This is a genomic window from Arthrobacter glacialis, assembly GCF_002909415.1.
In the GTDB taxonomy this organism is placed as follows: domain Bacteria; phylum Actinomycetota; class Actinomycetes; order Actinomycetales; family Micrococcaceae; genus Specibacter; species Specibacter glacialis.
Map to the genome: position 1 here is coordinate 123,497 of NZ_PPXB01000003.1, position 25,512 is coordinate 149,008.

Annotated in this window: 25 protein-coding genes; 14 read left to right on the plus strand and 11 right to left on the minus strand. The window is 57.9% G+C overall.

Annotated features, from left to right (window positions below; translation table 11 throughout):
• The first annotated feature begins 156 nt into the window (after positions 1-156).
• Genes CVS28_RS04225 through CVS28_RS04240 form a run of 4 tightly spaced genes read left to right on the plus strand, consistent with a single transcriptional unit; the run spans position 157 to position 7,389 of the window.
• Complete coding sequence (locus CVS28_RS04225; RefSeq protein ID WP_165788062.1) at positions 157-1,572, plus strand: ATP-binding protein; 1,416 nt, start codon at positions 157-159, stop codon at positions 1,570-1,572.
• Entirely contained in the window at positions 1,565-4,336 is a 2,772-nt protein-coding gene (locus CVS28_RS04230; protein WP_103480751.1) for a Z1 domain-containing protein, read from the plus strand. Before CVS28_RS04225 ends, CVS28_RS04230 begins: the two co-directional genes overlap by 8 nt.
• Positions 4,329-5,330 carry a PD-(D/E)XK motif protein gene (locus CVS28_RS04235; protein WP_165788063.1) on the plus strand — a complete coding sequence of 334 codons (1,002 nt, stop codon included), beginning with the start codon at positions 4,329-4,331 and terminating at the stop codon, positions 5,328-5,330. Before CVS28_RS04230 ends, CVS28_RS04235 begins: the two co-directional genes overlap by 8 nt.
• On the plus strand, positions 5,320-7,389 hold the full coding sequence (locus CVS28_RS04240; RefSeq protein WP_103480753.1) for an AIPR family protein: 2,070 nt from the start codon (positions 5,320-5,322) through the stop codon (positions 7,387-7,389). The genes CVS28_RS04235 and CVS28_RS04240 overlap by 11 nt, the downstream gene beginning before the upstream one ends.
• Here the strand turns inward: CVS28_RS04240 and CVS28_RS04245 are convergent.
• The gene (locus CVS28_RS04245) at positions 7,386-8,927 is read right to left on the minus strand and encodes a DNA cytosine methyltransferase (protein ID WP_103480754.1); all 1,542 of its coding nucleotides are present in this window, start codon (positions 8,925-8,927) and stop codon (positions 7,386-7,388) included. The genes CVS28_RS04240 and CVS28_RS04245 overlap by 4 nt on opposite strands.
• 976 nt (positions 8,928-9,903) lie before the next feature.
• Here CVS28_RS04245 and CVS28_RS04250 point away from each other — a divergent pair.
• The 4 genes from CVS28_RS04250 to CVS28_RS04265 all read left to right on the plus strand — a co-directional run bounded on the left by CVS28_RS04250 (position 9,904) and on the right by CVS28_RS04265 (position 12,365).
• Positions 9,904-10,284: a hypothetical protein gene (locus CVS28_RS04250; protein ID WP_103480755.1), complete on the plus strand. Its 381-nt coding sequence runs from the start codon at positions 9,904-9,906 to the stop codon at positions 10,282-10,284.
• Positions 10,281-10,817, plus strand: coding sequence for a glycosyl hydrolase family 95 catalytic domain-containing protein (locus CVS28_RS20385; protein ID WP_423716377.1), 537 nt, complete (start codon positions 10,281-10,283; stop codon positions 10,815-10,817). The genes CVS28_RS04250 and CVS28_RS20385 overlap by 4 nt, the downstream gene beginning before the upstream one ends.
• Before the next feature lie 137 nt (positions 10,818-10,954).
• Complete coding sequence (locus CVS28_RS04260; RefSeq protein ID WP_103480757.1) at positions 10,955-11,437, plus strand: hypothetical protein; 483 nt, start codon at positions 10,955-10,957, stop codon at positions 11,435-11,437.
• A 100-nt stretch (positions 11,438-11,537) separates the two neighbouring features.
• Positions 11,538-12,365 (plus strand): TspO/MBR family protein, encoded by an 828-nt coding sequence (locus CVS28_RS04265; protein ID WP_103480758.1) that lies wholly within the window; start codon positions 11,538-11,540, stop codon positions 12,363-12,365.
• An 82-nt stretch (positions 12,366-12,447) separates the two neighbouring features.
• Here CVS28_RS04265 and CVS28_RS04270 read toward each other — a convergent pair whose 3' ends face one another.
• Together CVS28_RS04270 and CVS28_RS04275 are read right to left on the minus strand one after the other, a co-directional pair.
• Positions 12,448-12,843, minus strand: coding sequence for a hypothetical protein (locus CVS28_RS04270; RefSeq protein WP_103480759.1), 396 nt, complete (start codon positions 12,841-12,843; stop codon positions 12,448-12,450).
• Between the two features lie 17 nt (positions 12,844-12,860).
• Positions 12,861-13,481 carry a nucleotidyltransferase domain-containing protein gene (locus CVS28_RS04275; protein WP_103480760.1) on the minus strand — a complete coding sequence of 207 codons (621 nt, stop codon included), beginning with the start codon at positions 13,479-13,481 and terminating at the stop codon, positions 12,861-12,863.
• A 191-nt stretch (positions 13,482-13,672) separates the two neighbouring features.
• Between CVS28_RS04275 and CVS28_RS04280 the strand changes: the two genes are divergently transcribed.
• The 6 genes from CVS28_RS04280 to idi all read left to right on the plus strand — a co-directional run bounded on the left by CVS28_RS04280 (position 13,673) and on the right by idi (position 18,706).
• Positions 13,673-14,401: a TY-Chap domain-containing protein gene (locus CVS28_RS04280; protein WP_133159045.1), complete on the plus strand. Its 729-nt coding sequence runs from the start codon at positions 13,673-13,675 to the stop codon at positions 14,399-14,401.
• Between the two features lie 74 nt (positions 14,402-14,475).
• Positions 14,476-14,643 (plus strand): hypothetical protein, encoded by a 168-nt coding sequence (locus tag CVS28_RS19590; RefSeq protein WP_165788064.1) that lies wholly within the window; start codon positions 14,476-14,478, stop codon positions 14,641-14,643.
• A gap of 108 nt (positions 14,644-14,751) precedes the next feature.
• Positions 14,752-14,967: a hypothetical protein gene (locus tag CVS28_RS04285; protein ID WP_103480762.1), complete on the plus strand. Its 216-nt coding sequence runs from the start codon at positions 14,752-14,754 to the stop codon at positions 14,965-14,967.
• Positions 14,968-15,058: 91 nt separating this feature from the next.
• Positions 15,059-16,894 (plus strand): hypothetical protein, encoded by a 1,836-nt coding sequence (locus CVS28_RS04290; protein ID WP_103480763.1) that lies wholly within the window; start codon positions 15,059-15,061, stop codon positions 16,892-16,894.
• 60 nt (positions 16,895-16,954) lie between these two features.
• Entirely contained in the window at positions 16,955-18,073 is a 1,119-nt protein-coding gene (locus CVS28_RS04295) for a thermonuclease family protein (protein ID WP_103480764.1), read from the plus strand.
• A 66-nt stretch (positions 18,074-18,139) separates the two neighbouring features.
• On the plus strand, positions 18,140-18,706 hold the full coding sequence (idi, locus tag CVS28_RS04300; protein ID WP_103466157.1) for an isopentenyl-diphosphate Delta-isomerase: 567 nt from the start codon (positions 18,140-18,142) through the stop codon (positions 18,704-18,706).
• 12 nt (positions 18,707-18,718) lie between these two features.
• Here the strand turns inward: idi and CVS28_RS04305 are convergent, their stop codons facing one another.
• From CVS28_RS04305 to CVS28_RS04340, 8 genes are all read right to left on the minus strand, one after another.
• Entirely contained in the window at positions 18,719-19,552 is an 834-nt protein-coding gene (locus tag CVS28_RS04305) for an SDR family NAD(P)-dependent oxidoreductase (protein ID WP_103480765.1), read from the minus strand.
• A 74-nt stretch (positions 19,553-19,626) separates the two neighbouring features.
• Positions 19,627-19,944 carry a hypothetical protein gene (locus CVS28_RS04310; protein ID WP_133159046.1) on the minus strand — a complete coding sequence of 106 codons (318 nt, stop codon included), beginning with the start codon at positions 19,942-19,944 and terminating at the stop codon, positions 19,627-19,629.
• A 57-nt stretch (positions 19,945-20,001) separates the two neighbouring features.
• Positions 20,002-20,535 carry a hypothetical protein gene (locus CVS28_RS04315; protein ID WP_103480767.1) on the minus strand — a complete coding sequence of 178 codons (534 nt, stop codon included), beginning with the start codon at positions 20,533-20,535 and terminating at the stop codon, positions 20,002-20,004.
• 97 nt (positions 20,536-20,632) lie between these two features.
• The gene (locus CVS28_RS04320) at positions 20,633-21,355 is read right to left on the minus strand and encodes a hypothetical protein (RefSeq protein ID WP_103480768.1); all 723 of its coding nucleotides are present in this window, start codon (positions 21,353-21,355) and stop codon (positions 20,633-20,635) included.
• A gap of 102 nt (positions 21,356-21,457) precedes the next feature.
• Positions 21,458-22,207 carry a TetR/AcrR family transcriptional regulator gene (locus CVS28_RS04325; protein ID WP_133159047.1) on the minus strand — a complete coding sequence of 250 codons (750 nt, stop codon included), beginning with the start codon at positions 22,205-22,207 and terminating at the stop codon, positions 21,458-21,460.
• 135 nt (positions 22,208-22,342) lie between these two features.
• Positions 22,343-23,110 (minus strand): triose-phosphate isomerase family protein, encoded by a 768-nt coding sequence (locus tag CVS28_RS04330; RefSeq protein WP_279325058.1) that lies wholly within the window; start codon positions 23,108-23,110, stop codon positions 22,343-22,345.
• Between the two features lie 71 nt (positions 23,111-23,181).
• Positions 23,182-24,531 carry an MFS transporter gene (locus CVS28_RS04335; RefSeq protein WP_103466152.1) on the minus strand — a complete coding sequence of 450 codons (1,350 nt, stop codon included), beginning with the start codon at positions 24,529-24,531 and terminating at the stop codon, positions 23,182-23,184.
• Between the two features lie 192 nt (positions 24,532-24,723).
• A complete protein-coding gene (locus tag CVS28_RS04340; RefSeq protein WP_103466151.1) occupies positions 24,724-25,503 on the minus strand; it encodes an SDR family NAD(P)-dependent oxidoreductase in 780 nt (259 codons plus the stop codon).
• Positions 25,504-25,512 lie beyond the last annotated feature (9 nt).

The window sequence follows — 25,512 nt, forward strand, 5'->3', positions numbered from 1 at the left end:
ATCCGCGGGCCAGCCATGAGGCGAGTCCATCCCGCAAGACAACGGCTAAAACAGATAGGATTCATGGGGAAAACACTTTCCAATGGCGTCTGTTATTAGGGGGAGACAGCTATTATCGAGCAAATTGTTCCACCCGATCCACATCTGATGGAGTCGATGCGGGCCGTAGGCTACACCCTGCGCACGGCCGTCGCAGACCTCATTGATAACTCGATATCCGCCGACGCCACCACCGTGGATATTTTCTTTGGCGACCAGCCCGAACCCTACCTTGCCATGGCAGACAACGGCTCAGGAATGACGGCGGAAGTGGCAATTGCTGCCATGCGCCTCGCCGGGACCAGTCCGATGAAGACAAGGCACCCGAAGGACTTGGGACGCTTTGGCCTTGGACTAAAGACAGCTTCGTTATCACAGTGCCGAGATTTGATCGTTATTTCAAAACGCAACGGGGCACTCTGCGGCTTCGAGTGGAACATCGATCACATGATCGAAAGGCAAACTTGGAGCCTCCTCGTACTGGCCGAGGAAGAGATACGGCAGCTCCCCCGGTTTAGCGAAATCGCCGACCTTGCCTCAGGTACTCTCGTCATTTGGCGGAACCTCGACAGGCTAGAAGCGACCGTCGGAGACCTCAGCTCGGCGTTCGATACCGCCATGATGGACGTGCGAGACCACCTCGCGCTCGTCTTTCACCGGTTTCTTGCCGGCGAACATGATGGGCGATTCAGCATCTCAATGAACCGCGTTCCCGTAAAAGGCTCCGATCCGTTTCTGGAATCCAATAAGGCCACCCAAGTCGGTCCGTCCGAGTCCTTCTCGGTTGAGGACGAGCGGATTGAGGTCCGGCCATACACACTACCGCACCTCAGCCGCATGTCATCTGCGGACAAGAACCGGGCGCAGATCGCCGGCCGTGTTCGCGACAGTCAAGGGTTCTACATTTATCGTGGACTTCGTTTGGTCATTTGGGGAACGTGGTTCCGAATTGCTCCCAAGGACGATCTCGGGAAGCTCGCCCGGGTCAAAGTCGATATCCCAAATACGTTGGATCATCTGTGGTCACTGGATATAAAGAAAGCTTCGGCCGCACCACCCCCGCAGATTCGGGACAACCTTCGCCGAATCGCAGGGCGAATCGTCGAGCCGAGCAGACGTGTCCACCTCTATCGTGGCCGCATCGTCCAGGAACAGTCCCGGACCAGTCCAATGTGGAACGTCGTCGATGACAGAGGCACATTCCGATATGAAATCAATCGGCAACACCCAGCTTTGGAGATGTTGGCCGATCAGATGAGTCCCGACGATGTGACACAGCTGTCGTCGGTGCTTACGCTCCTGGAATCGACTTTCCCCGTTGAGGACGCATACAACAGACTCGGTCAAGACGAGAGTCACTCACCGCTTCAGCCCACTGCTCCAGAGCTCGAAGGCTTGGCCTCGGCGCTTTGGAAAGCACACAAAGCAAGCGGAGGTGACTCGGAACTGTTTGTCTCAGCTATGTCTTCGATTGAACCCTTCGCTCACACATCCGCCCCCACAGAACTACTTTGGAAGGTCGTAAATGACTAGCCAGGCCGCCACCGATCCCAGTGTCATCCGTTCTCAGATGGAAAAACTTGAGACCGTGGTGAGCTCTCTGCTCAGCGACGACACTTACAGCGAGTCTCACCTACACGACCAGCTGGAAACTTTCCGCCCTGTCGTGGCTCCCAATGTCTCTGACAACGACATCACAGCCGTTCACCGACGCCTTGTGAGTAAATTGAGCATTGACGTGGAGATTGGTGTCGGAATAACCGACAAGGATTTCAAGCCTTGGCTCTCGCAAAAAAAGCATCACATCGAATGGACTCGATGGCTGACGTATAAGCAGTGGCTGAGGAATAACAACCGTTCTCCGAAAGTACTCGAGAAGATGGAGGAGTTTACTGACGACATCCTAGACTACGTCGGCGATCCTGCTGTCCCGGGCCAGTGGGATCGTAAGGGCCTGATTATCGGTGACGTCCAGTCCGGTAAGACCCAGACATATTTGGGACTTCTTAATAAGGCCGCCGACGCTGGATATCGGCTCGTAGTCTTGCTGGCCGGCAACACGGAGTCGCTGCGGCAGCAAACTCAGATCCGTATCGACGAGGGCTTCCTTGGCAAAGACTCGAGCCGCAATGTTACACGATCAGGGACAGCCAAAGCCGCCGACAGGATCGTCGGTGTTGGGCGGCTGAACAAGCAACTAACTCAAGCGGTCGGTATGACGACCGTCGTCCAAGACTTTCTGCAAGCCAGCAAAGATGCAACAAGCATCAGTGTCTCGGCAGAATCTCCACATCCCTTCATCTTTGTCATCAAGAAGAACGTACATGTCCTAAATGCACTCATTGAGTGGGCCGACGACCAAGCCAAATCCCACGGCAAGATTACGCTGCCTCTTCTGCTCGTTGATGACGAGTCGGACTATGGTTCCGTAAATACGGGAAAAGAAGACGACCCGACAAGAACTAACTTCCTCATCCGCCAGCTGCTCGGGAAGTTCGCGCGAAGCTCCTACGTCGCCATAACCGCAACTCCATTTGCCAATATCCTCATCGACCATAAAGCCACGACAGTCAAGGATGGCGAGGTTCATAAGGACCTGTTTCCAAAGGATTTCATTTATGGCCTAGAAACACCAACAAACTATGTGGGCGCCGCCAAAACCTTTGGTACGGAAGAAAACATCAATCGGACGAACGTCATTGATCTTCACGATGTCGAACCAGTATTACCACTGAAACATAAGCAGCACCATTCGTTTAGTAACATCCCGGAAAGCCTCAAGACAGCTATTCGCGTCTATGTCGTAGCAAACGCGATCCGAGACATTCGCGGTCAAGAGGACCAGCCTCGGGCCATGCTGGTCAACATCTCTCGGTTCAAGCGCGTCCAAGCGCATCTCTACGAGCTAGTGAAGCACGAGCTGGACAGCATCAAGAATGCGCTTGAGGCACACGCAATTCTCTACACCGAAGGCGTGAAGAACCACATCATCGATGAACTCCGATCGACATTTGAAAGGTTCTATCCCGACGCAGAGGTTGCCTGGCCAGAGGTGCTGAGCGCCTTGCCGGCTGCGTCGATCGAGATTACAGTCCGGACCTTCAACTCAGATACCGAACGACTTCTAAAAGAGCAGCAGCTAAGCACTGAAATGCCAAAAAGAGTCATAGCCATCGGCGGCGACGTGCTCAGTCGTGGGCTGACTTTAGAGGGCCTCACAATCAGCTACTACTACCGAAACGTACGCGCGGCCGACACTATGCTGCAAATGGCCCGATGGTTCGGCTACCGGGACGGTTTTGAGGACTTATGCAGAATTTGGATAGACCCTGGCGTCGCCGCGGACTACCGATTTATCGCCGCCACCATTGATGAGCTGAGATCCGATCTGAAATTCATGCGCCGCCAGAAATTGACTCCGGAGGACTTCGGGTTGGCGATCCGAATGCACCCTGATACTTTGCTCATCACTGCGAAGAACAAATCCAAATCGGCCGCTGTAGCCGAAAAGGTCATCAGCCTTATCGGACAACGGATCGAAACGTCGCGGCTCGACTCACGACCTGTCATCGTCAAAGAAAACCGGGATGCCGCTGTCGCCCTAGCCGCAAATCTCGTGAAGACCATTGGCCAGCCTGAAAGAACGCAGCGAGACTATCCGCGTTTCACAAACGTACCGCAATCGGTGGTCGCCGAGTTCTTGGATGGCTACACGGCGCACCGGATGGATCCGTACTTTTACCGGAACGCCATCGGCAAGTTTGTCAAGAACAACAAAAAGGCCAAATTCTCTTCGTGGGACGTCATTTTTGTCAACGGGTCCAAGGCTCCCAATTCTGCTTTGAATTTCGGAGACGTCGTCATTCATCCGCCGACAAGATCGATGACAATCGGCGGTTCAGGAGAATTGCTGGTGTCGGGCAAGAGTAGCCGGTTGGCAGGAGGAGACGATCTCCGGCGAATTCTCGATCCTTCTACCGATGCGTCCGTCACCCGAGCCTTCGCGGGCGAAAACCCGGGCAAGACCCTCACTGAGTCTGTGATTTATAAGCACCTTCCCCGGCCGACATTGCTCCTCTACGTTTTGCATCCGAAATTCGATGGACTGCTTCAAGAGGACCTAAAGAAGGTCGCCCACCTCGAGAACGAGCTCGTCGTTGGGATCAAGCTAGCGTTCCAAGGCAATCGGCTTGACGTAAATGATCGAGATGGCGACGTTAAGTATCTCATCAACACGGTGGCCCAAGAGCAATGGTTTGTTGAGTATACGGGCGACGACGGGGACGATGATGTCTAATCCTGTAGAGACTCAGTGGGTCCAGCTCATTAACCAGAAACTATCGCGGACGTTGGAGATTGACCCCGATATTGAACTTCGTCTGGTGTGCGGAACTGATCAAGCTGGGCGGCCGATGTTCTGTTCCATCAGCAGTCTCAAACCGGGCATCCCAGATCTGTCTGATGCCGTCGACGTGACCCGCACGCAGAGGAGCATCGATGGTCATTGGGTGCTCCTGCTTACACTCAGGACGGCCAAATTTACCGACGTCTTCGTCCAGCTCTGTGGACACATCGTAGATCGAGTGTCCGAGTCCAGCTCCGAAGCTCAGGGACTTGCAGCGTTCATGGCCGGTGTCGAGGACTGGCGAACCCTGCTCAAGGCTCCCCCGAGTCAGCGACTCTCGTTGGACGCCGCGCGTGGTCTCTTCGGCGAGCTCTGGCTCGGCTTTTTGAACTTAGTACCGGGTTGTTCTGTCCGACACGTAATGGAAGCATGGCATGGGCCGTTCCAAGGTGACCAAGACTTCCAGTTCCCAGGCGGGCCATTGATTGAAGTAAAGACTGTTCATAGTCGCGCTCGACGCATTCAGATTTCGTCTGAGAACCAGCTCAATCGCCTGCCGGATGAGCAACTCTTCGTCTGCGTCGTGGCCGCTGATGACGCCATGGCGGAGACGCCAGGGGCACTGACGATTCCTGCGCTCCTGGACCAAACGGATCGACTTCTCCAGGATGCTGGCGTCTCGCAGTCTGAACTTGCAGACCGCCTCGCTGAGCTAGGTTTCGATCGATCTGACGACGCCTATGCCGATATGCACTTCCTCCCGACGGGCGTTCGATATCTGGAGGTAACTGCGTCCTTCCCGCGAATCGTGCCCAGCGCCCTTCCAGCAGGCGTCAGTCGCGTCTCCTACTCCTTGGACTTGGCAGATCTATCGCCCTTTGAATGTGACCATTCACAGCTGGGACTCCCCATAGCAGAACTGAAGGTGTCGTCGAATGAACCTTGAAGATTTCTATCTGGATCTGCAAAACACCGTCAACGCTCGTGCAGCAGTCGATAATGACTACACCTCAATGGCGTTCATGGCAGAGGTGTCGGAACGCTTCGCCGAAGCTGGTGAGGTTGAAGATTTTACCGTGCTGCAGTTTGAAGGCTCCGGCCAACGGAACAAAAAGCTTGCAGTCAACGCATACGACTTGGACGACGCCGACGAATCGGTCTCACTGGCCGTTCTTTTGCACTCGAACTCCGACTCTATTGACGTAATTACTGCTACAGACGCAAAGAAACGCTTGGCTGCACTCGAGAACTTTCTGTCAGAAGCAGTTTCCGGGCAATTCGCTGTTGGCCGGGAAGAAAGTTCGGCCGCCTATCAGCTTGCCGAAGACCTCAAGCATCGCGGACGAGCAGTCTCACGCTATCGTCTGTACCTCGTCACCAATGGCCGGCTCAGCGACCGTATCAAGGAAGTCCCATCATCGATTCTTAACGGTGTCCCTGTAGATTTCCACCTGTGGGACCTGCAGAGACTTCACCAAGTTCAGGAGTCCCAGCGGGGCCGTGAAGCCCTCGAGATCAACTTGACGAAGTGGGTTCCGGAGGGACTCCCAATACTAGAAATAAGCGGCGATTCGACGGACTTCGCAACATACATGGCCGCCGTTCCAGGCGCCCTCGTTGCTGACTTATATGCGCAGTACGGAAGCAGACTCCTTGAAGGAAACGTCCGTTCTTTTCTAAGCGGGCGGGGCAAGGTCAATAAGGGTATCAAGACGACCATTCTGTCCGAGCCTGAGATGTTCATGGCGTACAACAACGGCATCACCGCCACCGCCACCGGCCTCACTCGAACTTCAGATGGCCTCAGAGTAACGGCTCTCGTTGACCTCCAGATCGTGAACGGTGGACAGACTACTGCCTCGCTGTTCTATGTGGCTAGGGAAAACGCCAAAAGCTCCATACTGAGCGATGTATTCGTACCAATGAAACTGGTGGTGGTAGACCCCGAGAAAGCTGTCGACCTCGTTCCAAAGATCTCGAGATTTGCCAACAGCCAGAACAGAGTCAGCGAGGCAGATTTCTTCTCAAATAGCCCATTCCATATCCGCATGGAAGAACTGTCGCGCAGGTTGCTCGTCCCTGCCCGCCCAGGCGTCAATTACCAGACCAAGTGGTACTACGAGCGAACTCGGGGACAGTACCTCAATGAAAGAAACAAGCTCGCCACCGCCGACGCGAACAAGTTCTTGGCAACCTATCCACGAGGTCAAGTCTTTACTAAAACGGATGTGGCAAAATATGCGGTCTCTTGGGATCAAAAGCCTCACGTAGTAAGCGCCGGCGCTCAGAAAAACTTTGTGGCCTTTGCCGAAAGCGTCGCCAAAATCTGGGAAAGCTCTAACGAGGAAATAAATGAGCAGTATTTCCGTGAAATCGTCGCGAAATCCATCATGTACGAGGAAATTCGACGTTCCGTTGCCAAAGCCGACTGGTACGACAAGGGCTATCTCGCAAACATCGTGACCTACACCATGGCCAAGTTGGCTTTCGAAATCGGCAGACAGACACTTGGTAAACACTTCAACTTCGCGGTGACTTGGCAGCGTCAGGCCCTAAGCGAAGCGATGCTGACGACGGCGCTTTCCGCCGCTAAACTCGTCTCCGAATTGCTCACCTCGCCCACCCGCCGGGTCGCCAACGTAACCGAGTGGGCGAAATCGCAGGCGTGCTGGGAGGCGGTGCGGACAGCGCAGTTCAAATTGCCAAGCTCCTTCGTGAAAGAGCTCGTCGATTCCTCAGTTCGAGCGGAAGCTCAGAGCGAATCCAAAACCACACAGAGGCTAGACAACAGCATCGATATCCAAAAGCGAGTCTTCGCTACCACTCCCCAACAGTGGGAAGCGCTGAGATCGTTTGCCATCGACTACCGTGTAGCCGGACCGACGGACTTGGGCATCTTAGATCTCGTTACCGGGCGAAAAAACGGGTTTCCCTCCGAACGACAAAGCGCTCGCCTTATTGCCACACTGGAAAAGGCGCGGGCGAAAGGCTTCTCCGACTTCTAATCTTTGCTATCGTCGTTGTTCTTGGTGAGACGTAAAGTCTCGACGACTTTTTCCGCAATGAGGAGAGCCAGCAAGGGCGGCACTGCATTTCCCACCTGGTGAAACTGTGCCGTTCGGCTGCCTTCGAAGAAGTAGTTGTCGGGGAATGTCTGCAGCCGTGCGGCCTCGCGCACAGTCAAGCTCCTCATCTGCGTCTCATCGGGGTGGATGTAGTAGTGTCCATCCTTTGAGATATGAGAGACGACTGTCGACGAAGGAGCGTCCCAGACTTGAACTCTAAATCGATCCATGAAGGGCGTGACGTCATTTTTGATGTTCTCGTGATTAGGTACTAGATCATCCGGAAGATCAGTGAATTTTGGAGTTTTCCCCAATTCGATTGCTTTCGCAGCCAAGTGTCCATACCGCTTAATATCGCTGGTCATATGACTACGAGATTCATGGTGGACAGTTGACCTGATTCGTGGATCCTCGATCCATTTCCTATACCGAACAACGGCTTCACCACCGTCTCCATCTACGGCGTCACCATCGGTCTCCGGTTCAGCCATCACATTGTCCGTACCCCGGCTCGTGGAAACCTGGCTACGAACATCGGACCGGAGTTGATCCCACGCTTCGTCGCTGTCGTGCGCCAGAGGCGAGATTCGTGATCGTCGTGATGGCAGATCCCCTATGGCATCCCTCACGGTGACGGGTTTGGTTTCCGTAAGTACAACCCGATCCGTCCGTTCAACTACGTCTGAACGAATGCCGAGCAGGATGATGCGATGCCGTTTCTGCGGAATGCCATACTTTTCAGCGGGAATGACAAAGTCTCGGGGTAGAAGATCCTCTGCCACCTCGTCTACAACGAGCGATCGAATCTCATACTTCAGATGGAGCGGATCCGGATGGCGGAGGTCCCTGAGGATCTGATTGAACATCCCCACGCCTGTGTTGGTGGAGGACAACAGGCCCTTGACGTTCTCCATCACGAACACTGCCGGCCGAAACTGCTTGATTATCCGAAGGTACTCCTCATACAAAAAGTGTTTGGGATCAAGAGCAAACTTCTCGTCGTTCGTCCGACGAGAGCGACCAGCCAAGGAATATGCCTGGCATGGAGGCCCACCAATTAGAACCCAGTCACTGCCTTCCTCTTTGAGGGCACCGCTTAATGCGCTTGCGATTTTTTTGTCCACCTCATCGCGGGTCTTCGCGCCCAGCTCAATTTGGTGTACGTGCGCCTTCGCCGACGCTAAGGCGTCAACGACAGCCCTATCCTGTTCAAAGTCATCCTTTGAAATTTTCCCAGAAACATAGTCGTAGTACGCCTGCGGCACTCGTCCAGCGCGTTTTAGAATCCGGAACGTCGAGCGCAGTGTGAGCGTTGCTACAGCGTTACGTTCCATCTCAAACGACCCAACCATCTGAAAAACTGGGTTGTCCGTATCCTCACCCACACTTGAGAAGCCCTCGTTGAGACCTCCAGGACCGGCAAACAGGTCGATTACAGGGATAGGAGCTGGAGATTGTGTATGGTTCGCGTCTTTCATTATCTAACTAAGTTACCAGGTTATCTCCCCGAACCAGACATCATGCATGGCCGCACTACCCCCAGCCAACAGAGCCTAGGCATCAATATCAACCATTGCACAGCCACCCCGTTCCACTTTGGTAGGGACCATTGACTAGCCTCGAAACTGACGTACATTTTCCATCAGGACATTCTGACGCTGCACTTCCCCCATTTGGAACAACGCATCGTCCCCGACGAAGGACTGACTGAGTGAATTCGCTTGGCTTTAGCGTTTAGCTCGTTGGGGCAGACCTGAGCACGCACTTACATTGCCAAGGTGAGTTCGGCCTGCTTGCCGTCGAAGCGCAGGTGGTCCGCATCGCGGTCTTGATCCCCAGCTGGGACAGCAATTCCCGACTGTTCTGGCCGAAACCGAACCCATCCTGCCCTCGATAACGGTATTGTCGCCCGACATCATGAAAGGTAAAGCCATCCATTTCGAACACGGGGACGGAATCCGCCGAATGTAAGAGACGCTCACGAGCTTGCAGACTGGAAGCATTGGAGGCTTCTCAATTATCGATGACCACCCAGTCGCGTAGTAGGCAACAGATCTACTCTCCGTCGGCATGCGCTGATAAGCATCATGGGTATTGCGGCAAATCAACACCTCCACGAACAATGCCCCCTCCTCGGCCAAACTTCAAAGTAATCGCAGCATAGCTCCTGAAAGTACCACAAGCGTTCTCAAATGTGAGGTCCCGAATGTTGTCTGCAACTGCCAGCCCCCCCTAGCCATTTGGACCAGTCCACACAGATCCGTAAACATCGGATGTTAGTAGTAGAAAGCTGTCATGAAAGGGCGCCGGAAGTCGGTTTTCTTGCCGATATGCGCTTCAAACACCAGAGCAATTAGCCTCACGAGTTGCTCATGACCCCCGCGCAGCCAAACAGCCGCCCAGTCCTCAGGCTCGGAAGTGCTTTTGCACTCACGCCTCTCGTGGCCCAGCTGATTGGCCGCATCGGACCAGCGGCCCGCCACCACACTGGCTCCCCACCCCGCACTGTCCGCCCACGCGCTTTGGTACCAGCAGCCGGGCGCCCTAGCCGGCCAGCCCGACGGCGCTTACGACACCAGCGTCACCGGCTTCGGCTTCGGCTTCGGCTTCTACCAGAATCTCGGCAACGTAGTGGTCAGCTTTGCCGAGCAGCCAGTGGTCTCAGCCCCCGGCGGCCCGTACAAGATCTGTGGATTCGCGGACGTCGACGCCCCCATCGACAACAACTCCGGCCCCAAAAAGTGCATAGAAAGCCCGCCGGCAACGGTGGCCCGGCAGATTAAGCTGCCAGGCCACCGTGGCGATGTCCACGTACACCTTGGCCAGCGCCAATGACGTTCCCGCCCGGGACCCCCCGACATGGTCATTCGCCGGCTCACAGGACGGCACCACCTGGACGGCGTTGGACTCCCTCGATCACGCCCCTTCAAGAACCGCCGCTAGGCCAAGGAATTCACGGCCGCCAACACCACCGCGTATCTTTTCTACAAGTTCGAGTTCAAGCCAAAGTCCGGAGTGAGCCACTTCCAGGTCTCCGAAATCACCCTGGACGGCTCCTTGCACCGAACGGGATTGGCAAATGGGGCCAACTGCGGGAATGGCAGACGGACATGGACAGCACCACCGACATCCACTGGCACACCTCGCACCTCTTTGCCGTGTACCCAGGACGCCAGAGCAACCTGAAGGAATCGCCCGAGCTGGCAGCAGTGGCACTAGTTTCGCTGAAGGTCCACTGTGGCGAGGTTGAGGCCATAGGCGACAAGTCCCCCAATCAGGGCAACCTCACCGTGTCCACGAACGGGAAGAACTACAAGGTCAAGCCCACCAAGGCGGACAGTTTGTTCGCCACCTCTGAGCCCGCCTGAGTGAGCGTCCCTGCCAAGGCGACGGCCCGGCGTCGTGCTCCAACGCAGGGGAATCATTGGGGGTGGCTATGGTTAAGGCACGATGCGCCGCCACAGGCAGCACGGCACTTTTTGACGAACGCTAGGGAGACTTCCGCATGAGTGAGAGTTCAAGTGCGGCCAACGGCACCATTTTGATCGCCGACTTTGTCAACGTTGATGCGGCGGGGAAGGTCAATATCATTGGCGGCGGGATACAGTTTCTTGGCTTCGACCCGGAGAGCAGGCTCTCGGCTCCATTTGCCGTGTTTGTGAATGTCACCGTCAACATTCCGCAGTTTGAGGACACCTCGGCCTCCGTGGAGGTGCTTCTGGTGGACACCGACGGCCAGCCCGTGACAATTACCGGGCCCGACGGAACCAACACCATGCGCTTTAGCCAGGACGTGGATTTCAGGCCCGCGAACGCCGCCCACCTGCAGGAGCCGCCCATGGGGTTCCCCGGAAATTCAAACATCGTGCTCAATTTCCCCAGCGGTTTGCCGCTCCACGTGGGGGCCACTTACGAGTGGATCGTGCTCATGGACCAGACACGGCTGGCATCCACCACGTTCTTCGTGCCGGGGCCTGCAGAGGCGTAGCACTTGTTGTGGGACGGGCAGGCAATGACTGGGCAATGACGGAGCCTGACCGTAGGATCGGATCTACCGACTAAACCGGACTCCAGAAGGGACACCCATTATGAATAGTGCCGCAATCTCCGCTTCAACCCCACAGGATCTGCGCCGTCAGCTGGTGGTGGCGGCGAGCGCCGTTTTCGCCGTCATCGGTTCATTCATTGGCTCGGGAGCAGCTGGCGGAACTCCCATCCAGAACGCGTCCAACGGAGCATTGGCGGCAGACGCCACCCTTATAGCGCCCTACGGTCCAGCTTTTTCCATCTGGAGCGTCGTTTACTTGGGCTTGGTGGCCTACGCGGTATGGCAGTTTTTGCCGGCCCAAAAGTCTGCCCGCCGACACAGGCTCCTTGGCTACCCCGCCGCAGCGTCCCTAATCCTGAATGCGGCATGGATCCTGAGCATCCAATTCGACCAACTCTGGCTGAGCGTGCCCATCATAGTTGCGCTGTTGGCAGTTTTGTCATGGATCTTTGTGCTCCTGCTGCGCAACAAACCCCTCAACATTTGGGACGCGGTTGTTACCGACGGCACCATGGGCCTGTACTTGGGCTGGGTGTGCGTGGCGACGGCGGCCAACATCGCCGCGGTTCTTGTGTCGGCTGGCTTTGACGGATTCGGCCTGAACCCTGAGGGGTGGGCCGTGGTGGTTGTTGCTGTGGCGACTGCCGTCGGCATTGCCCTGGCCATCTACGGCAAGGGAAGGCTCGCCCCTGCCGCGTCTCTGTGTTGGGGCCTGGCTTGGGTGGCTGTCGCACGGCTCAACGGTGATCTTCTCTCCACTCCCACAGCAATCGCCGCTCTGGTGGGCGCTGCCGCCGTAGCAGCTGTGACCGTTGTTGTCCGGCTTCGTGGGGCTAGGTCGCCGCGGCAAATAGCGGCGAGAAACTAGGCCAGTGTGTGGGGTTGACCCAACAATTCCTCACCACGTGACAAAGCGGCATGACGCCTGCGCGATTTCCGTTAACCCAGCGTCAGATGCGAAGCTGGGCATCCATGGCGCCTACTAGCCGGCGCGCAATGGACAGCAGCTGGGTTGCTTTCCCGTCACCCAACAAGACCGGGCTGTACTGCGTTGTAGTTTTCACATCGAGCAGGCGCTTTGGTTGGGCTGCAGAGTTGTCCCCCACCGCACTTACTCTGCGCAACAAGGCAACTGCTTCCTGGTGGTTCTCTCCTGCTGCCCGCTCCCCCAAAGCACTGCCGCAGATGGCATCTGCGGCGGCAATCCCCGCAAGGACGGCCAGTGAACCAATCAGGTTGTTGACGCTGACAACCCCTGCATCTTGGCCTAGATCCAAAACAAGATCCGCTGCCGCAAGGAACGAGCGCGCATGTTCTGCACGCGTTTCCACATCACTCTTGGACATTCTGACTACGCGTGCATTCATGCTGCAACCAATTTCAATAGCTCGCGGAGATCGGGACCTTGGGTAAGTGTTTTTGCTTCGCGTTTCCACGACGCAACCAGCGGATCGTTTTCCGTGGCCATGCGCTGAAGGTCCGGCAACGGCAAGTCAATAATCTCAACACTATTTCCTGTGGCTCTAAATAGCTGCTCACTGAGTTCGCCAAGTACTGCAGATTGTGTATTCTCGTCCATCCCAGATAGCCAAATCACTACTATGTCTAGGTCACTGTCCGGGCCAGCCTCACCGCGTGCGAACGAGCCGTAGAGGGCAACGGTCATTTCTACATCTGAGTAGTTTTGAACTATTTCAGTGACCAGTTCTTCCACTTTCCGGGTCACGTCAAACGCCGAATCGATGACTGTCCACAGCAAGTGGTTGCGATTCACCGAATAAATGACAGCCCGGCCAACAGGCTGCGTTTCAATCAAGCCCACATTTTCCAAACGGGCCAAGATTCGTTGAGTACTACTCAAGGAAACTTCAGCGAGCTGGCTGAGACGGCGACCCGTCAGCCCATCATTCACGGCGGCCAGGCGCTGAAGAATCCGGGCTGTGCTGCGCCCGAACAGGTCGTAGGCGGGATGTGAAAGGTCCATGAATTGCCTCCTTTGATCCAAATATAGGTCATATGACCCATATTTGGGTAGATGCCCCACATCTGGATCATTGACAAACTAACTGGTCACTGACATGTGGTCCTTGCCTGACAGCGCAACTCCACCGTCCGCCGCAGTGCTTTAAGACACCTAACACCAGCATTGTGGGACCCTGCTTTTAGACTGGGAGGATGAGCACCGACATTACAACGTGCCCGCATTGTCACGGGCCGCGGGAATCGCGGTTGATTCCCGGCAACTATCTGTGCGCCGATTGTACTGACAGGGCCACTGATGCCCTGGGCTGGGCCGTATCCATCGTCACGGAAGCGAACGACGACGGGCTCCCCACAGTTCTGTTTGCCGTTCACGAGGACTGGACCCGGTGCGATGACGTTGGCACCCGGCGCAGGGCCTACGTTGACGATGTTGCCTACCTGGCGCTCCCGGGCGAGCTTGGCGAGGCTTATCTGCAGCCGCTGCCCGTGGCCGAGCCGCCGGGCACGGAAACCCTGCCCGGCCCCGCCGACATGGAAAAATTCTGGGAACTGGTCCATGTTGCCCTGGCCGAGGACGTGCGCTGGCTCAAGGATGACGATTTCCTCCTGGTTGACTACAACACCGGGGACCCCGACTACACCGTCTACGGCCAGCTGAGGCCCAAGGATGACGGCTACCACCTCGAGGTGGTCTCCAACCAGTACATGCCCGCTGATGATTGGCCGCTCGACGTCGGATACCTCCAGCAGGCGGGTTGGACGCCGCCGGACGCCGAGGCACCCAATTGGCACAGGTTTCAGCGTGGCGCGGGGAAAGCCACCGCTGCCCTGCTTGCTGGTCTGCGGTACGGCCGGGACTGCACCAACCCCCTGGAGCTTGGCTGGGAGTCGGCCACTTTTCCGCTGGCCGACGAAGGCTGAAGCGGCCTTAAAACCGTCCTAGTAGTACCAGCGGGCTATGGCGCAGCCGTGCGGTGCGGGGCTAATGTGTGAATATGAGCAAGAACCCAGATTATGACGACCAAGATCTGATCCATGACCACGGCGACGCCGATCCGTTGGCGCAGGTTTACACGGGGTTGGTGACACCGGACATCGAAAACATGAACGAGCAAGCAGCCGCCCTGGCCGAGGAAGCCGAGACCGAGCCCGACAACCTCTAAGCCCCACAACAGCGCTTTGTGCGCGTAAATGCGTTTTGACGGCTTGTCTGCGGTTGAGCAACCGCAGACTAGCCGTCAAAGCGCATTTATACGTCAGGAGCCGGCTTCGTGGTGGGCACGGATGTCACAGCCCAATCCCTAGAACGGGCCACACTGGGCCTACTGCGGACCATTGGACCAAATGCAGCTTTGGTCAATACCGACGGCCGCAGCATTGTCAGTGCCGGCGCCGCTGTGGATGCCGGGGACGTAGTCCAGGCAGCCAGTGGTGCACAAGAGTGTGCTGCCGGGCGCCATTTCCACATCATTTCCGCCACCGCGTAATCATTGCCTTCCAACTGCTGCAGCCACCCCACCGCCATGTAATGTAAGTCACTACCACGGCCCGGTGTCCCACATGAGGAAGGAGCGTCCGATGCCTGCACAGAAGAACAGGAACCGGCTCCTTGCAGTCATTGCCACGCCGGAACCACCCCCTACTGTCCGGCACATGAACGGCAGTGACCTGGCCGCATTCCTAATGGACCCGCAACGCACGCACACCGTAGTGGTTGTTTCCTTTCTGCCCGAGAATGCGCTGCGCATAGATGCACAAGAAGTTGCCGCGCTGCTGGGGGCCGACGCCCAGGTCTTTGAACTGGCCAACGGCCCGGAGACCCACAAACTACAGAAAGGGGTGCCTGAGCGGCTGCATGTTTTTGGCAACAGCGCCCGGGTCTACCCCCACGGGGCGCAGTGGATGGGAAGGACGCCAAGGCCGCACATACTGCACAGCGCCGCCTACCTTCCACAGCTGTACACCATCCTTGAACACGATTTTCTGGCCGCCGAGCACTTTGAATCCAACCAGCAAAGTACCACCACATCGCTCCCCGTTCTCAGCGAGGCCGAGGTCAAGGGCTTCCCTTCCGATGACCGCGCCATGGTGGAGCTGCTCTCCAACGGCCAGCGGGCGGTGATTCGCGGCGAAGACCTGCTCCCTGGCATCCCGCTGGAATGGCTGCTGCACAAGGGGCAAAGGCTGACAGGCATCTTTGACCCGGCCACCGACGCTTTGAACGTGAAGTCGCTGCTATTGCCGCACGCCTCCCCCGTCACGGTCTACAAGCACGGTGACGTGGCGCTGGCCCGGGTCAAGTCCGTCACGCCCTCCCATGCCCTGGTGCACCTGTGGCCCGGCAGCGATTTCCGGATTGGCGTTGCCCGCATCTCCTCCAATGACCTGGATTCGGCCGTTGACCTGCTCACAGAAGGGGAGGTGGTGCGCGTGCGGGTCTTGTATGAGAACGGCGCGGTGGTCCTTTCCATGCTGGACGTGGACGACGACGAACCCGCCATCACTGCCCCGCCCCTGTTGCGCGGGGGCCCGCCATGGCTTGACTACGATCGCCCCTACGCCAGCATCTTCACCGCCGCAACGTCCGTGGCGGGGCTTGCCCCAAGTCCTGCCGCCGCTGGCAGCCCAGCGGGAGTATCCGGCGTCGGACAGGCAAGAACCGAACTGGCCGGCCCAGATTCGGCCAGCGAAGAAGCCCTGCTGACGCCCGCCGAGCGGCGCACTGCCTTGCGCAGCACCCAAATGCAATTGGAGCTGGCCAGGCACACTATTGCCGAGTTGCTGGAGGCACAGAAACGGCAGGGCGCCACCGACAAAGTGGCGCGGGCGTTGCAGGACCAGCTCGAGGCTGAACGCAGGGGGGCTGCTGAATTGGCCCGGCTACACAACACTGCCGAGCACCAGATTGAGGCGTTGCGGGAGGACCTGGCGCGGACAAAGTCAGCCCTGGTCCAGCTCAAGCAACAGCGTCGCTCAACAACGTCGCGCACGGATGCGCCCATGGAAAAGCTGTTCCTGGATTCGGCCGAGCAGTTTAAATTTGATGTTCAGCTCGCCTGGGCCCGGCTGGTGCCTGCCGTGGACAAGGCGGCCCACCCCCTGAGCGATTACGGCTGCAGCGCACATTTTTTGGCCTCATGGTCCAGCATTACGGAGCAGCAGCGCAGCAAAACCCTGCGTGCAGTGGTTGATCTGGCGGCCGGGATGACCGGATCCTTGCGCAAGCGCGAAGCCCACCCGCTACGTCTGAACGAGGGTGCGCATGCCGGCCTCACCATGCGCGGCGAGGACGTGTGCATGCGGCTCTACGTGGAAAAGGGCACGGCGGGAGCCCTGCGCCTGCACTATTGGAAGCTGGGTGCTGGCGGAGTTGAGCTGCATGAGGTGGTCTCGCACGACGTGGTCAAACCGTAGACTTGACCCTGACTTTGAGCCAAGAGCGGCTCTTTCGGCTCGTTAGGAGTGGTACGTCCCATGGCGGTCGGCAAAAAAGTTTCTGCACTAAAGTTTGGCCTTTCAGCGGGGCTGGCCATTGGCTTGGTCCTTGGTGCGACGGCGTGTACCAAAGAGAATTCGGATACGGGCACGGTCGTATCGATCACCGACGGGGACACCTTGGTGGCGTCGGTAAATGGCAAGGATGAAAAGATCCGGTTGCTGAACATCGACACCCCGGAAACCAAGGATCCCAAGCAACCCGTCGAATGTCTTGGCACGGAAGCCACCGATTTCTTGGCCGGGCTGCTTCCGGTGGGCTCCAAGATCACGCTCATGTACGACGTCGAACGCAAAGACAAGTACGACCGCACTCTGGCGGCGGTATTCACCCCGTCCAACGAGTTCGTCAGTGCAGAAATTGCCCGGGCTGGCTTAGGCTCCGCTGTTTCTTTTGCGCCGAACACAAAGTTTCTGCCGCCAGTGGAAGAAGCACAACAGGAAGCGAAGGCCAGCTCGCGCGGCATTTTCGATCCCGCCATCGCATGTACACTGCCAGCCCAGATTGAAGCGATCACGGCTGGTCTAACGGCCGCAGATCAGGCTGCGGCTCCGACTACCTCGGCCGCCGCTGGCGCAGCAATAGCCACTGCAGCTACTGCCATCACCACGGCCCATGCCCTCAATGCCTTGCTCAAAGCGGGGAAAACTGGAACCAATCTGGTCCGCTGGGCGGCCTTTGACGACTACGAGCTGGCAGCACACACAACCTTGCTCTCGACCAAGATCGAGAAATCAGAATCTGCCGCCTCGAAACTCAAGGTAACCCAAACAACCCTAGAGAAAGCTGAAACCCAGGCAGCAGCTGACGCTGCGGCGAAGCAGGCAGCTGCAGAGGCACAAGCCAGAGCAGATGCCGAAGCCAAAGCTCAAGCCGCGGCCCAGGCTCAGGCAGCGGCTGAGGCTCAGGCTCAAGCCATCGAGGAAGCTGCCGCACGTGAAGCCGAGCGGATCCGAAATCTTCCCCCTGCACCGCCTGTCTATGTCCCTCCAGCACCGCCCGTCTATGTCCCTCCAGCCCCGGGTTCCGGAAACCCGTCAGGATATACGGGACCACGATGCTACGCACCAGGCGGAAAGACTTGGCGTCCATGCTAGTAATTCTGCGACGTGGTCAAACCGTAGACTTGAGATTGATTTCGTCGGAAAGGGCGTCTTGACATTATGGGTTCCGAGCGAGAACTGGTCCGGCTGCTTGATCCGTCCGGCAACGACATTGGCACAGCTGACAAGGCGCTGGTGCACACAACCGACACGGCCCTGCACCTAGCATTTTCCTGCCATATTCTGGACACCCAGGGCCGCACGCTACTCACCCGCCGGGCCCTGTCCAAGCTGACCTGGCCCGGTGTTTGGACCAACTCCTTCTGCGGCCATCCGGCACCCGGGGAATCGTTTGAAGACGCCATTGTGCGCCGCGCCGCTGTTGAGCTCAACCTGGAGATCAGCAGCATCACCTCCGCACTGCCGGATTTCCGATACCGCGCCGTGGACGCCTCAGGCATTGTGGAAAACGAGATTTGCCCCGTGTTCACCGCCGTCTACACCGGCCCGGGCGAGCTCTCCCCCAACCCGGAGGAAGTCTGCGATTGGGCTTGGGCTGACATTGTGGATGTGGAAGAGGCCGTTACCGCCACTCCCTTCACCTTTAGCCCGTGGCTCGTGGAACAGCTTGCCGAGGGTGTCTACACTGGCGGGCGGTTCCCGCTCACCCAGCCGGTGGAGGGCTAGGCCCCGCCGCCGCTAAACCTCGTTGCCGCTGAGCCCCACCATGGCTGCGCTGCGATCCCAAAGGGACGCCGCAACGGCCTCATCCTTGGCTAGTTTGTTGGTTCTGGCCACCTTGCGCTTGGCGTAGTACTCCCCCGGGGTCCAGTCCTCACCCGGTACGGTGGTTGCCAGCCACACCAAGGTGTCCGCCCCCTGCTCCGGGGAGAGCATGAACCGCCGCATCAAGCCCCAATAGACCATTCTGCTGCGACTTGTTGATTCAGCTGCGAAGTTGCTGCGCACCACACCCGGATGGAACGCGGCAGCATTGACCCCGTGATCACCGAAGCGTTTTTGCAACTCCTTGGTGAAGAGGATGTTGGCCAGTTTCGCATTGCCGTAGGCAGCACTGTGCGAGTACTTCTTTTCCGCGTTGAGGTCATCAATGTCAAAGCGTGCCATGAAATGGTTGGCCGCGCTGGAGGTGTTGATGACAGTGGCACGGTCTTCCACCAAACGCCCCAACAGCAAATTGGTCAACAGGAAAGGGGCAAGGTGGTTGACCTGAAAAGTCTTCTCAAATCCGTCAACTGTCACCTCCCGCTCCGCCATGATGCCGCCGGCGTTGTTGACCAACACGTCAATGCGCGGGTACTTCGCTAACAGCTGCGCCGCCAGGGTCCGCACCTGCGACAGCTCGGTAAAGTCGGCAACAAAGTAGTCAGCCTCCAACTCATTGGCAATGGCCGCCGTTTTCGCAGCAGACCTCCCCACCAGGACCAGTGTGTCCCCCGGGTAGGCCAATATTTTTGCTGCGGCAGCACCGATTCCATCGCTTGCTCCGGTGATGATGACAGTGTGTGACATGTAGCGTCCTTAGAAAAGTTTCAACATTAACCGGTAGGTCAGGCTCGCAGCTTAGTCCATGACTACCCGGAACGTCAGCGAGAGGGGCCTTCGTCGATCATTTCCGCAAGCATGCGGAACTCGATATCGGCCACCGGCTGGTCGTTCGGGTCCATCCCCAACAACCAAGTCAACCCCTTCAATCCCCGTGCGTCGAGACTGACAAGCGCGATCGCGACGATTGTGTCATCGGATGCCTCTTCTTTTGCCCATCGTCGAACCTCGCTAAAAGTGGCTCCGGAAACGTCAACCGTCGTGATTGCGCGGTCGATGCCTTGAGCGAAGTAGACCCGAAAAATGGAGTCATGTTGTTCCCAAGTACTATCGCGCTCGTCTACTTCCTCAATGTTCATACTCAACATGATAGGGACAGCGCTGGCGTTGGCGGCATGCACTAGCCCGCCGCTAGGCTATTGCCCCAGAACCTCGCCTAACTTGTCCAGTGCTTCCGGGTGCGCGGCGATCTCGACCTTGCCGCCATCGCCCATGAGTGTCATGGCTTGGAGCCCATAGACAGGAATGTATTTGCGGTCCTTGCCGTTCATTTTTCGGCGGCCGGGGAGAAGTTCCTGAATTTTGATCGTCGTCGGCCGCCCTGACGGCTCCAAGGTGTCATATACCGCGGGCTGGAACTGGATGGTCCGTGGGCTGGGCGTCGCGATCCCTTGGTTCCAGATGCTATCCAGTGAGCCGGGGCGAGAGTCAGGGTAGCGGAGGTAGACCATGATTTGGCCGTGACCCTCGAGGCGGACTTTGGTTCTTCTTCTTCGCCGTACTTGGACGACTGCAAAGAGCCAGTAAAACAAGGTCCACACAAAAGCGGTGGTAAGGGCATACGTTAGGTCGTGCCGCACTGCGAACCACATGCCGGTGACGAACACGAAGAGAAGTATGTAGCCCACGGCCAGGGCCACATAGGGGTGTTGTCGGACCCATTCCTTCATGGTGCAATGCTCCCTTGGTCCATGAACGGCATCCTAACGCGACAACGCGAGTCGGGGCGGCGTTTCGGGGCCACATTCCTCGGCGGTGGCCGCTTAGTTACTGTGCGCCACCGAGCATGCGGGCCACTTTTTTCTCCAACGCGGCCACCGAAACATCGGGCAGGACAATGAGCCCGTCCAGTTCCTTGCGGGCCCGCTTGTAGGCTGTTTGGCGCTCGGCCGGGCTGGCGGCCTCGTCTTCAGCAATCTTGACGAGCTTCTTGGCCGTGCCCAGTCGTTGCCGGTCTACATCGCTGAACGAGGTGTCCTTGATCCTGTGAGCTTCCCTTTCTGCCACATCAAAGGACACGGCAAAGGCGTTGACGGCATTCCGGTAGTCGTCCCAGCGGCTCTTGGCCGCCACATCGGTGGCAGCGATCGGACGCAAGGCATCGGCGTCGCGCTTGGCCCTCAGAAATGCCACGGTCAGGGGTTCGCGGACATCGCTCATCATGGGGAAGTCAATCAGCTTGCCCACGTCCAGCTCGTAGTCCAGCCACCGCCTGTTGACGGCGTCGTGGTCAGCCATCAGCTTGGCTACGTCCGCGGTCGAATATCCCTGGGGCGCGGGCTCCTCATAGGCAGACACCATCGCAGCGGCTTTGGTGGCGGAAACGTCCAGACCGGCCACCTCCGGATGCGCCAACTTGTACAGTTCTATTTTGCGCTGGTGCCGCCGCTCACCGGACTTGGACCAGGACCTGCCCCAGCCGCCCCCAATTCCGGCGAGGGGAAAGGCCAACCACCAATAGCTGCCAGCAAACTGCCAAAATTCTTGCATCCTCCCATGGTGCCACCTCAGCCGGATGCCGCCTAGACGGTGCGTTGGCGCGTTGACACAATGGCGTAACCATCGATGCCTGTCTGCAGGCGGCCGCGGGGGCTACGGTTTTTCGGCGAGTGCGCGAACGCCCTGGGAAGCGTTGTAGATGAGTTGAAAAGCTACGTCGCTGATCCGCTCGGTGTCGTGCGTGGTCCCGCTCAGCAGGGCATCGAGCATCATGTTGTTGACGCCGCCCACCATGGAGACGGCCGTGAGCCGCGCACCTTCGAAGATTCTCGCGGCCTCCACAACGCCCAGCTTTGCCGTGAGCTGTTCCTGCCCATGCACGGGATCGATCCCGCTTAACAGCAACAGCAGCTGCAGCGACTCGTCGGCGAAATCACTCATGGATTGGTGGCGTTTGGCTTCCAGTTCGGGCGAAACACCCACCACCTCCACCAACATGATCCGTGCATGACGGGGGTCGTTAAGCATGAAGTTAACCACCGCTTCCATGCCCGCCCGCGCTGACGCCAACAGATCCATACCCGGGGCCTGGAGGGCGCCGGCTATTTGTTCCGTCAACAGGGCGTCCAAGTGGTTAAACACCGTGCCAAGCAGGTGTTCGCGCGACTCAAAAGACTCGTAGAAGTATCTCTCGCTGAGACCGGCGCTCTTGCACAAGGTCTTGATCTTGGCACCGGAGTACCCCAGGGTGCCAAAGACTTCCACGCCGGCGGCAATTAGGCGGCGATGCCGTTCCATGGCCCGCTGTGAGGATTCAAGCCCCGAGTAGCGGCGCCCCAACAGTTCCCCGACACTGGATTCAACCGGGGGTTCAAGGTGTAGCTCAGGACTGGGTCGACTCACCCCATCAGTCTAGTTGACGCCCAGCACATTCCCAGCTACAAACGGGCCCCATCCGTCCACTCACAACCGCCGCCGCGAACGAACATTGTTGGCGGTGTTGAGCATCCGAGACCGCCAACTGATGATCGTTCAACATCACGGCCGGGCGGGCGTTGACTCCGCAGCCGCGAGCGCCTCATCCAGGACTGCACCAAAGTTCTTTGCGTCGTGAGCAAACCGGCCAAGGAACAGCCCCGATACATGGGCCAACTCGGGCAGAAGTCCGGGCTTGGCCGAACCACCATAAATGATGGGCAGCGACCCCAACCCATGCCGGCCCAAAAGAGTCCGCAGGGCCTGAACCACAGCAGAAATATACGCGGCCTGTGCCGGTTCTTCAGCGCCGATCGCCCACACTGGCTCGTAGGCGATGATCATTGAGGCCGCCGCATCCCAATCGTCACTTGCTGCGGCAATTTGCTCGTACACAACCGCCGCAGCGTCCGCAGGCTCCGCGCGTTCTAGCTCCCCGACGCAGAGCAGCGGCTTGATCCCTGCGGCCAACGCAGCCGTGACCTTTCTGGCCACCATGGCGTTGTCTTCATGAAAGTGCCGACGGCGCTCGGCATGCCCGAGTTCCACCAAGGTGACCCCCAGCTCGGCGAGCATCGACGGCGCCACCTCACCCGTCCACGGACCGTCATCCCACCCAGCGTTCTGCGCACCGAGAACCAGGGCCGAACCGGAGATAATTTCCGCCGCGGCAGGCAAGACCGGGAACGACGGGATGACAAACGGGACCACCCGCCCGGCTGCCAGAGCCGGACGGGTGTCAACTTCGTGACGCACTGCCCGCAACCAGCGCAGGCTCTCGGCGTAGCCCATGTACATCTTGGTACTGACGCCGACGTACAAAGGTGTCACTTGGTGAGTGGAGTCTGCGGGACTGTATTGCGTCACAATATTTCTACTTTCACGAAACTGGTTGCTGCGATCTACTTCTCGAGTAGGTCATCAGCCTTGCTCTTGAAACGGCGGGTGCCCCACATCATCAGCGCCGCCACGAATGGCAGTATGCCCAAGGCAACAATTCCCATGGCGCCAGATTCGGAGGCAAACGTTTCATTGATGCTGTTACGCATGATCGGTGCCACGAAACCACCCAGATTGCCCAGGGAGTTGATGAGGCCGATGCCTGCTGCGGCGGCCGTTCCCGTGAGGAACGCCGTCGGGTATGACCACGTGATGGGGCCAATGGCCAGGAAGCTGCACACAGCCAAGGTGATGAAAATAATGCCCATCGCCGGCAGGTTGTTGGCCCCGGCCCACGCCGACCCGATAATGCACAGGCCGGTGGAGACGAACAGCCAGGTCCCAAGCACCCGACGCCGAATAACCGTCGTGGCGTACCTGCCGATGAGGATGCAGGCAAACATTCCAAAGAACCACGGCACTGCCGCGAGCAGACCAACAGCCATGCCCACTTTTTGGCCGGTGAGTTGCGCGACCTGTTGTGGAAGGTAGAAGGTCACCCCGTAGACGGCAATCTGCAGGCAGAAGTAAATGATGGTGAAGTACCAAACACGGCCGTTGGTCAAAGCCGCCCGGACTCCTGAGGGCCCGGATTCCTTCTTGATGGTGTCTTCTTGATTCATGGCTTCCGTGAGCGCGTCCTTCTCATCCTGACGGAGCCATTTAGCCTTTTGTGGCCCGTCGATGAGAAGGAAGAACGCAAAGATACCGGCGATGATCGCCAGGGACCCTTCAACGAAGAACATGACCTGCCAGCCGTGGACACCGGGGACTTTGTCACCAATGTTGATGAGCCATCCCGAGAGCGGCGACCCGATGACCTGCGAGAACGGCTGGGCCAGGTAGAAGATGGCGAACATCTTCACGCGGTGCTTGTTGGGGAACCATTCGGCCAGGTACATGATGACGCCAGGGAACAACCCGGCCTCGGTCACACCGAGCAGGAAGCGCAGGGCAATGAATGAAGCGTCGCCCTGGACGAAGGCGAAGCAGGCGGAGACGATGCCCCAGGTGATGGCGATGCGGGCCAGCCAGAATTTTGCGCCAACCTTCTTCATCATCAAGTTGCTGGGGATCTCAAAGATCGCGTAACCGATGAAGAAGATACCGGCGCCTAGAGCATATGCTCCGGACGAGATGCCCCGATCGGCCTCCAGTGCAGCTTCTGCGAAGCCAACATTGGTGCGGTCCAGGAAAGCGACAATGTAAAGGATGACGAGCATCGGCATGAGCCGGAAGGTCGCCTTGGAAATTGCTGATTTCAGGGCCGGTGATTCCAGCGCCTTCTTTTCTTGCTTTAGTTCAACAGTCATGGGGAACTCCTCATTGAGTCAAAACCTTGAAAACTTCGTCTCTGACGCGTACTGACATGCACGCCGATGGGCTTGGTTAGCGCGGGTAGGTCATCATGACGATGGCGACGCCACAGATGACGATTCCGACTAAGAGGTATAACTTGCGTGCCATGCTCCACTTGGTGGAGTTCTCGTTATTCATGTGCTCTCCTAGTGCATGTACAGGCCGCCATCCACATTCAGCGTCTGCCCGGAGATGTATCCGGTGTCCTCGCTGATCAAGAAGTGGATGGCTGTGGCGATGTCGCGGGTGGTTCCCACCCGGTTGACGACCAGGTCCTTGACCAGGTCGTCCTTGCGTTCGGGCGAAAGTGTTCCGCCCATGATGTCGGTATCAATGGGGCCCGGAGAGATGGCGTTGACAGTAATGTCATACGGGCCCAACTCGCGGGCGGTGGAACGGGTCAATCCAATGACGCCAGCTTTAGCAACGGAGTAGGGCGTCTTGGAGAATGTCCCGCCCCCACGCTGTGCCGAAACGGAGGAGATGTTCACGATCCGGCCGATCCGATTCTTCACCATGGTTTCGGCGACGCGACGGGTGGCGTAGTGGACGCCGTTGAGGTTGATGCCAATCACGCGGTCCCATTCGGCTGGTTCCAATTCCAGGTACCCGACGGGCGAGCTGACGCCGGCAACATTGGCCAGCGCAACAATCTGCGGCAGCTCTTCCTCCAGCTCGTCAATGGCGCTGCGAACGGAGGCTTCATCACCAATGTTGGCGCCAACGCCGTGAGCCTTGACCCCGAACTCGGCAGCGACGGAAGCGGCAACGCTCTTGCAGGCGGCGTCGTCGAGATCAATGATGCCAATGTTCCAGCCGTTTTCGGCCAGATAATTCACGGTGGCCCGGCCGATGCCGCGTTCGGAGACGGCACCGGTGACAATGGCGGTGCGTTCTGCGGGGAACTTTACTGCGGTTTCAGACATGGTTGCTCC

What these genes read in the sequence shown, in the direction of transcription:
- CVS28_RS04225 (WP_165788062.1), top strand. Translation starts at nt 157, where the DNA reads ATGCGGGCCGTAGGCTACACCCTGCGCACGGCCGTCGCAGACCTCATT.
- CVS28_RS04230 (WP_103480751.1), top strand. Translation starts at nt 1,565, where the DNA reads ATGACTAGCCAGGCCGCCACCGATCCCAGTGTCATCCGTTCTCAGATG.
- CVS28_RS04235 (WP_165788063.1), top strand. Translation starts at nt 4,329, where the DNA reads ATGTCTAATCCTGTAGAGACTCAGTGGGTCCAGCTCATTAACCAGAAA.
- CVS28_RS04240 (WP_103480753.1), top strand. Translation starts at nt 5,320, where the DNA reads ATGAACCTTGAAGATTTCTATCTGGATCTGCAAAACACCGTCAACGCT.
- CVS28_RS04245 (WP_103480754.1), bottom strand. Translation starts at nt 8,927, where the DNA reads ATGAAAGACGCGAACCATACACAATCTCCAGCTCCTATCCCTGTAATC.
- CVS28_RS20385 (WP_423716377.1), top strand. Translation starts at nt 10,281, where the DNA reads ATGACGTTCCCGCCCGGGACCCCCCGACATGGTCATTCGCCGGCTCAC.
- CVS28_RS04260 (WP_103480757.1), top strand. Translation starts at nt 10,955, where the DNA reads ATGAGTGAGAGTTCAAGTGCGGCCAACGGCACCATTTTGATCGCCGAC.
- CVS28_RS04265 (WP_103480758.1), top strand. Translation starts at nt 11,538, where the DNA reads ATGAATAGTGCCGCAATCTCCGCTTCAACCCCACAGGATCTGCGCCGT.
- CVS28_RS04270 (WP_103480759.1), bottom strand. Translation starts at nt 12,843, where the DNA reads ATGTCCAAGAGTGATGTGGAAACGCGTGCAGAACATGCGCGCTCGTTC.
- CVS28_RS04275 (WP_103480760.1), bottom strand. Translation starts at nt 13,481, where the DNA reads ATGGACCTTTCACATCCCGCCTACGACCTGTTCGGGCGCAGCACAGCC.
- CVS28_RS04280 (WP_133159045.1), top strand. Translation starts at nt 13,673, where the DNA reads ATGAGCACCGACATTACAACGTGCCCGCATTGTCACGGGCCGCGGGAA.
- CVS28_RS19590 (WP_165788064.1), top strand. Translation starts at nt 14,476, where the DNA reads ATGAGCAAGAACCCAGATTATGACGACCAAGATCTGATCCATGACCAC.
- CVS28_RS04290 (WP_103480763.1), top strand. Translation starts at nt 15,059, where the DNA reads ATGCCTGCACAGAAGAACAGGAACCGGCTCCTTGCAGTCATTGCCACG.
- CVS28_RS04295 (WP_103480764.1), top strand. Translation starts at nt 16,955, where the DNA reads ATGGCGGTCGGCAAAAAAGTTTCTGCACTAAAGTTTGGCCTTTCAGCG.
- idi (WP_103466157.1), top strand. Translation starts at nt 18,140, where the DNA reads ATGGGTTCCGAGCGAGAACTGGTCCGGCTGCTTGATCCGTCCGGCAAC.
- CVS28_RS04305 (WP_103480765.1), bottom strand. Translation starts at nt 19,552, where the DNA reads ATGTCACACACTGTCATCATCACCGGAGCAAGCGATGGAATCGGTGCT.
- CVS28_RS04310 (WP_133159046.1), bottom strand. Translation starts at nt 19,944, where the DNA reads ATGAACATTGAGGAAGTAGACGAGCGCGATAGTACTTGGGAACAACAT.
- CVS28_RS04315 (WP_103480767.1), bottom strand. Translation starts at nt 20,535, where the DNA reads ATGAAGGAATGGGTCCGACAACACCCCTATGTGGCCCTGGCCGTGGGC.
- CVS28_RS04320 (WP_103480768.1), bottom strand. Translation starts at nt 21,355, where the DNA reads ATGCAAGAATTTTGGCAGTTTGCTGGCAGCTATTGGTGGTTGGCCTTT.
- CVS28_RS04335 (WP_103466152.1), bottom strand. Translation starts at nt 24,531, where the DNA reads ATGACTGTTGAACTAAAGCAAGAAAAGAAGGCGCTGGAATCACCGGCC.
- CVS28_RS04340 (WP_103466151.1), bottom strand. Translation starts at nt 25,503, where the DNA reads ATGTCTGAAACCGCAGTAAAGTTCCCCGCAGAACGCACCGCCATTGTC.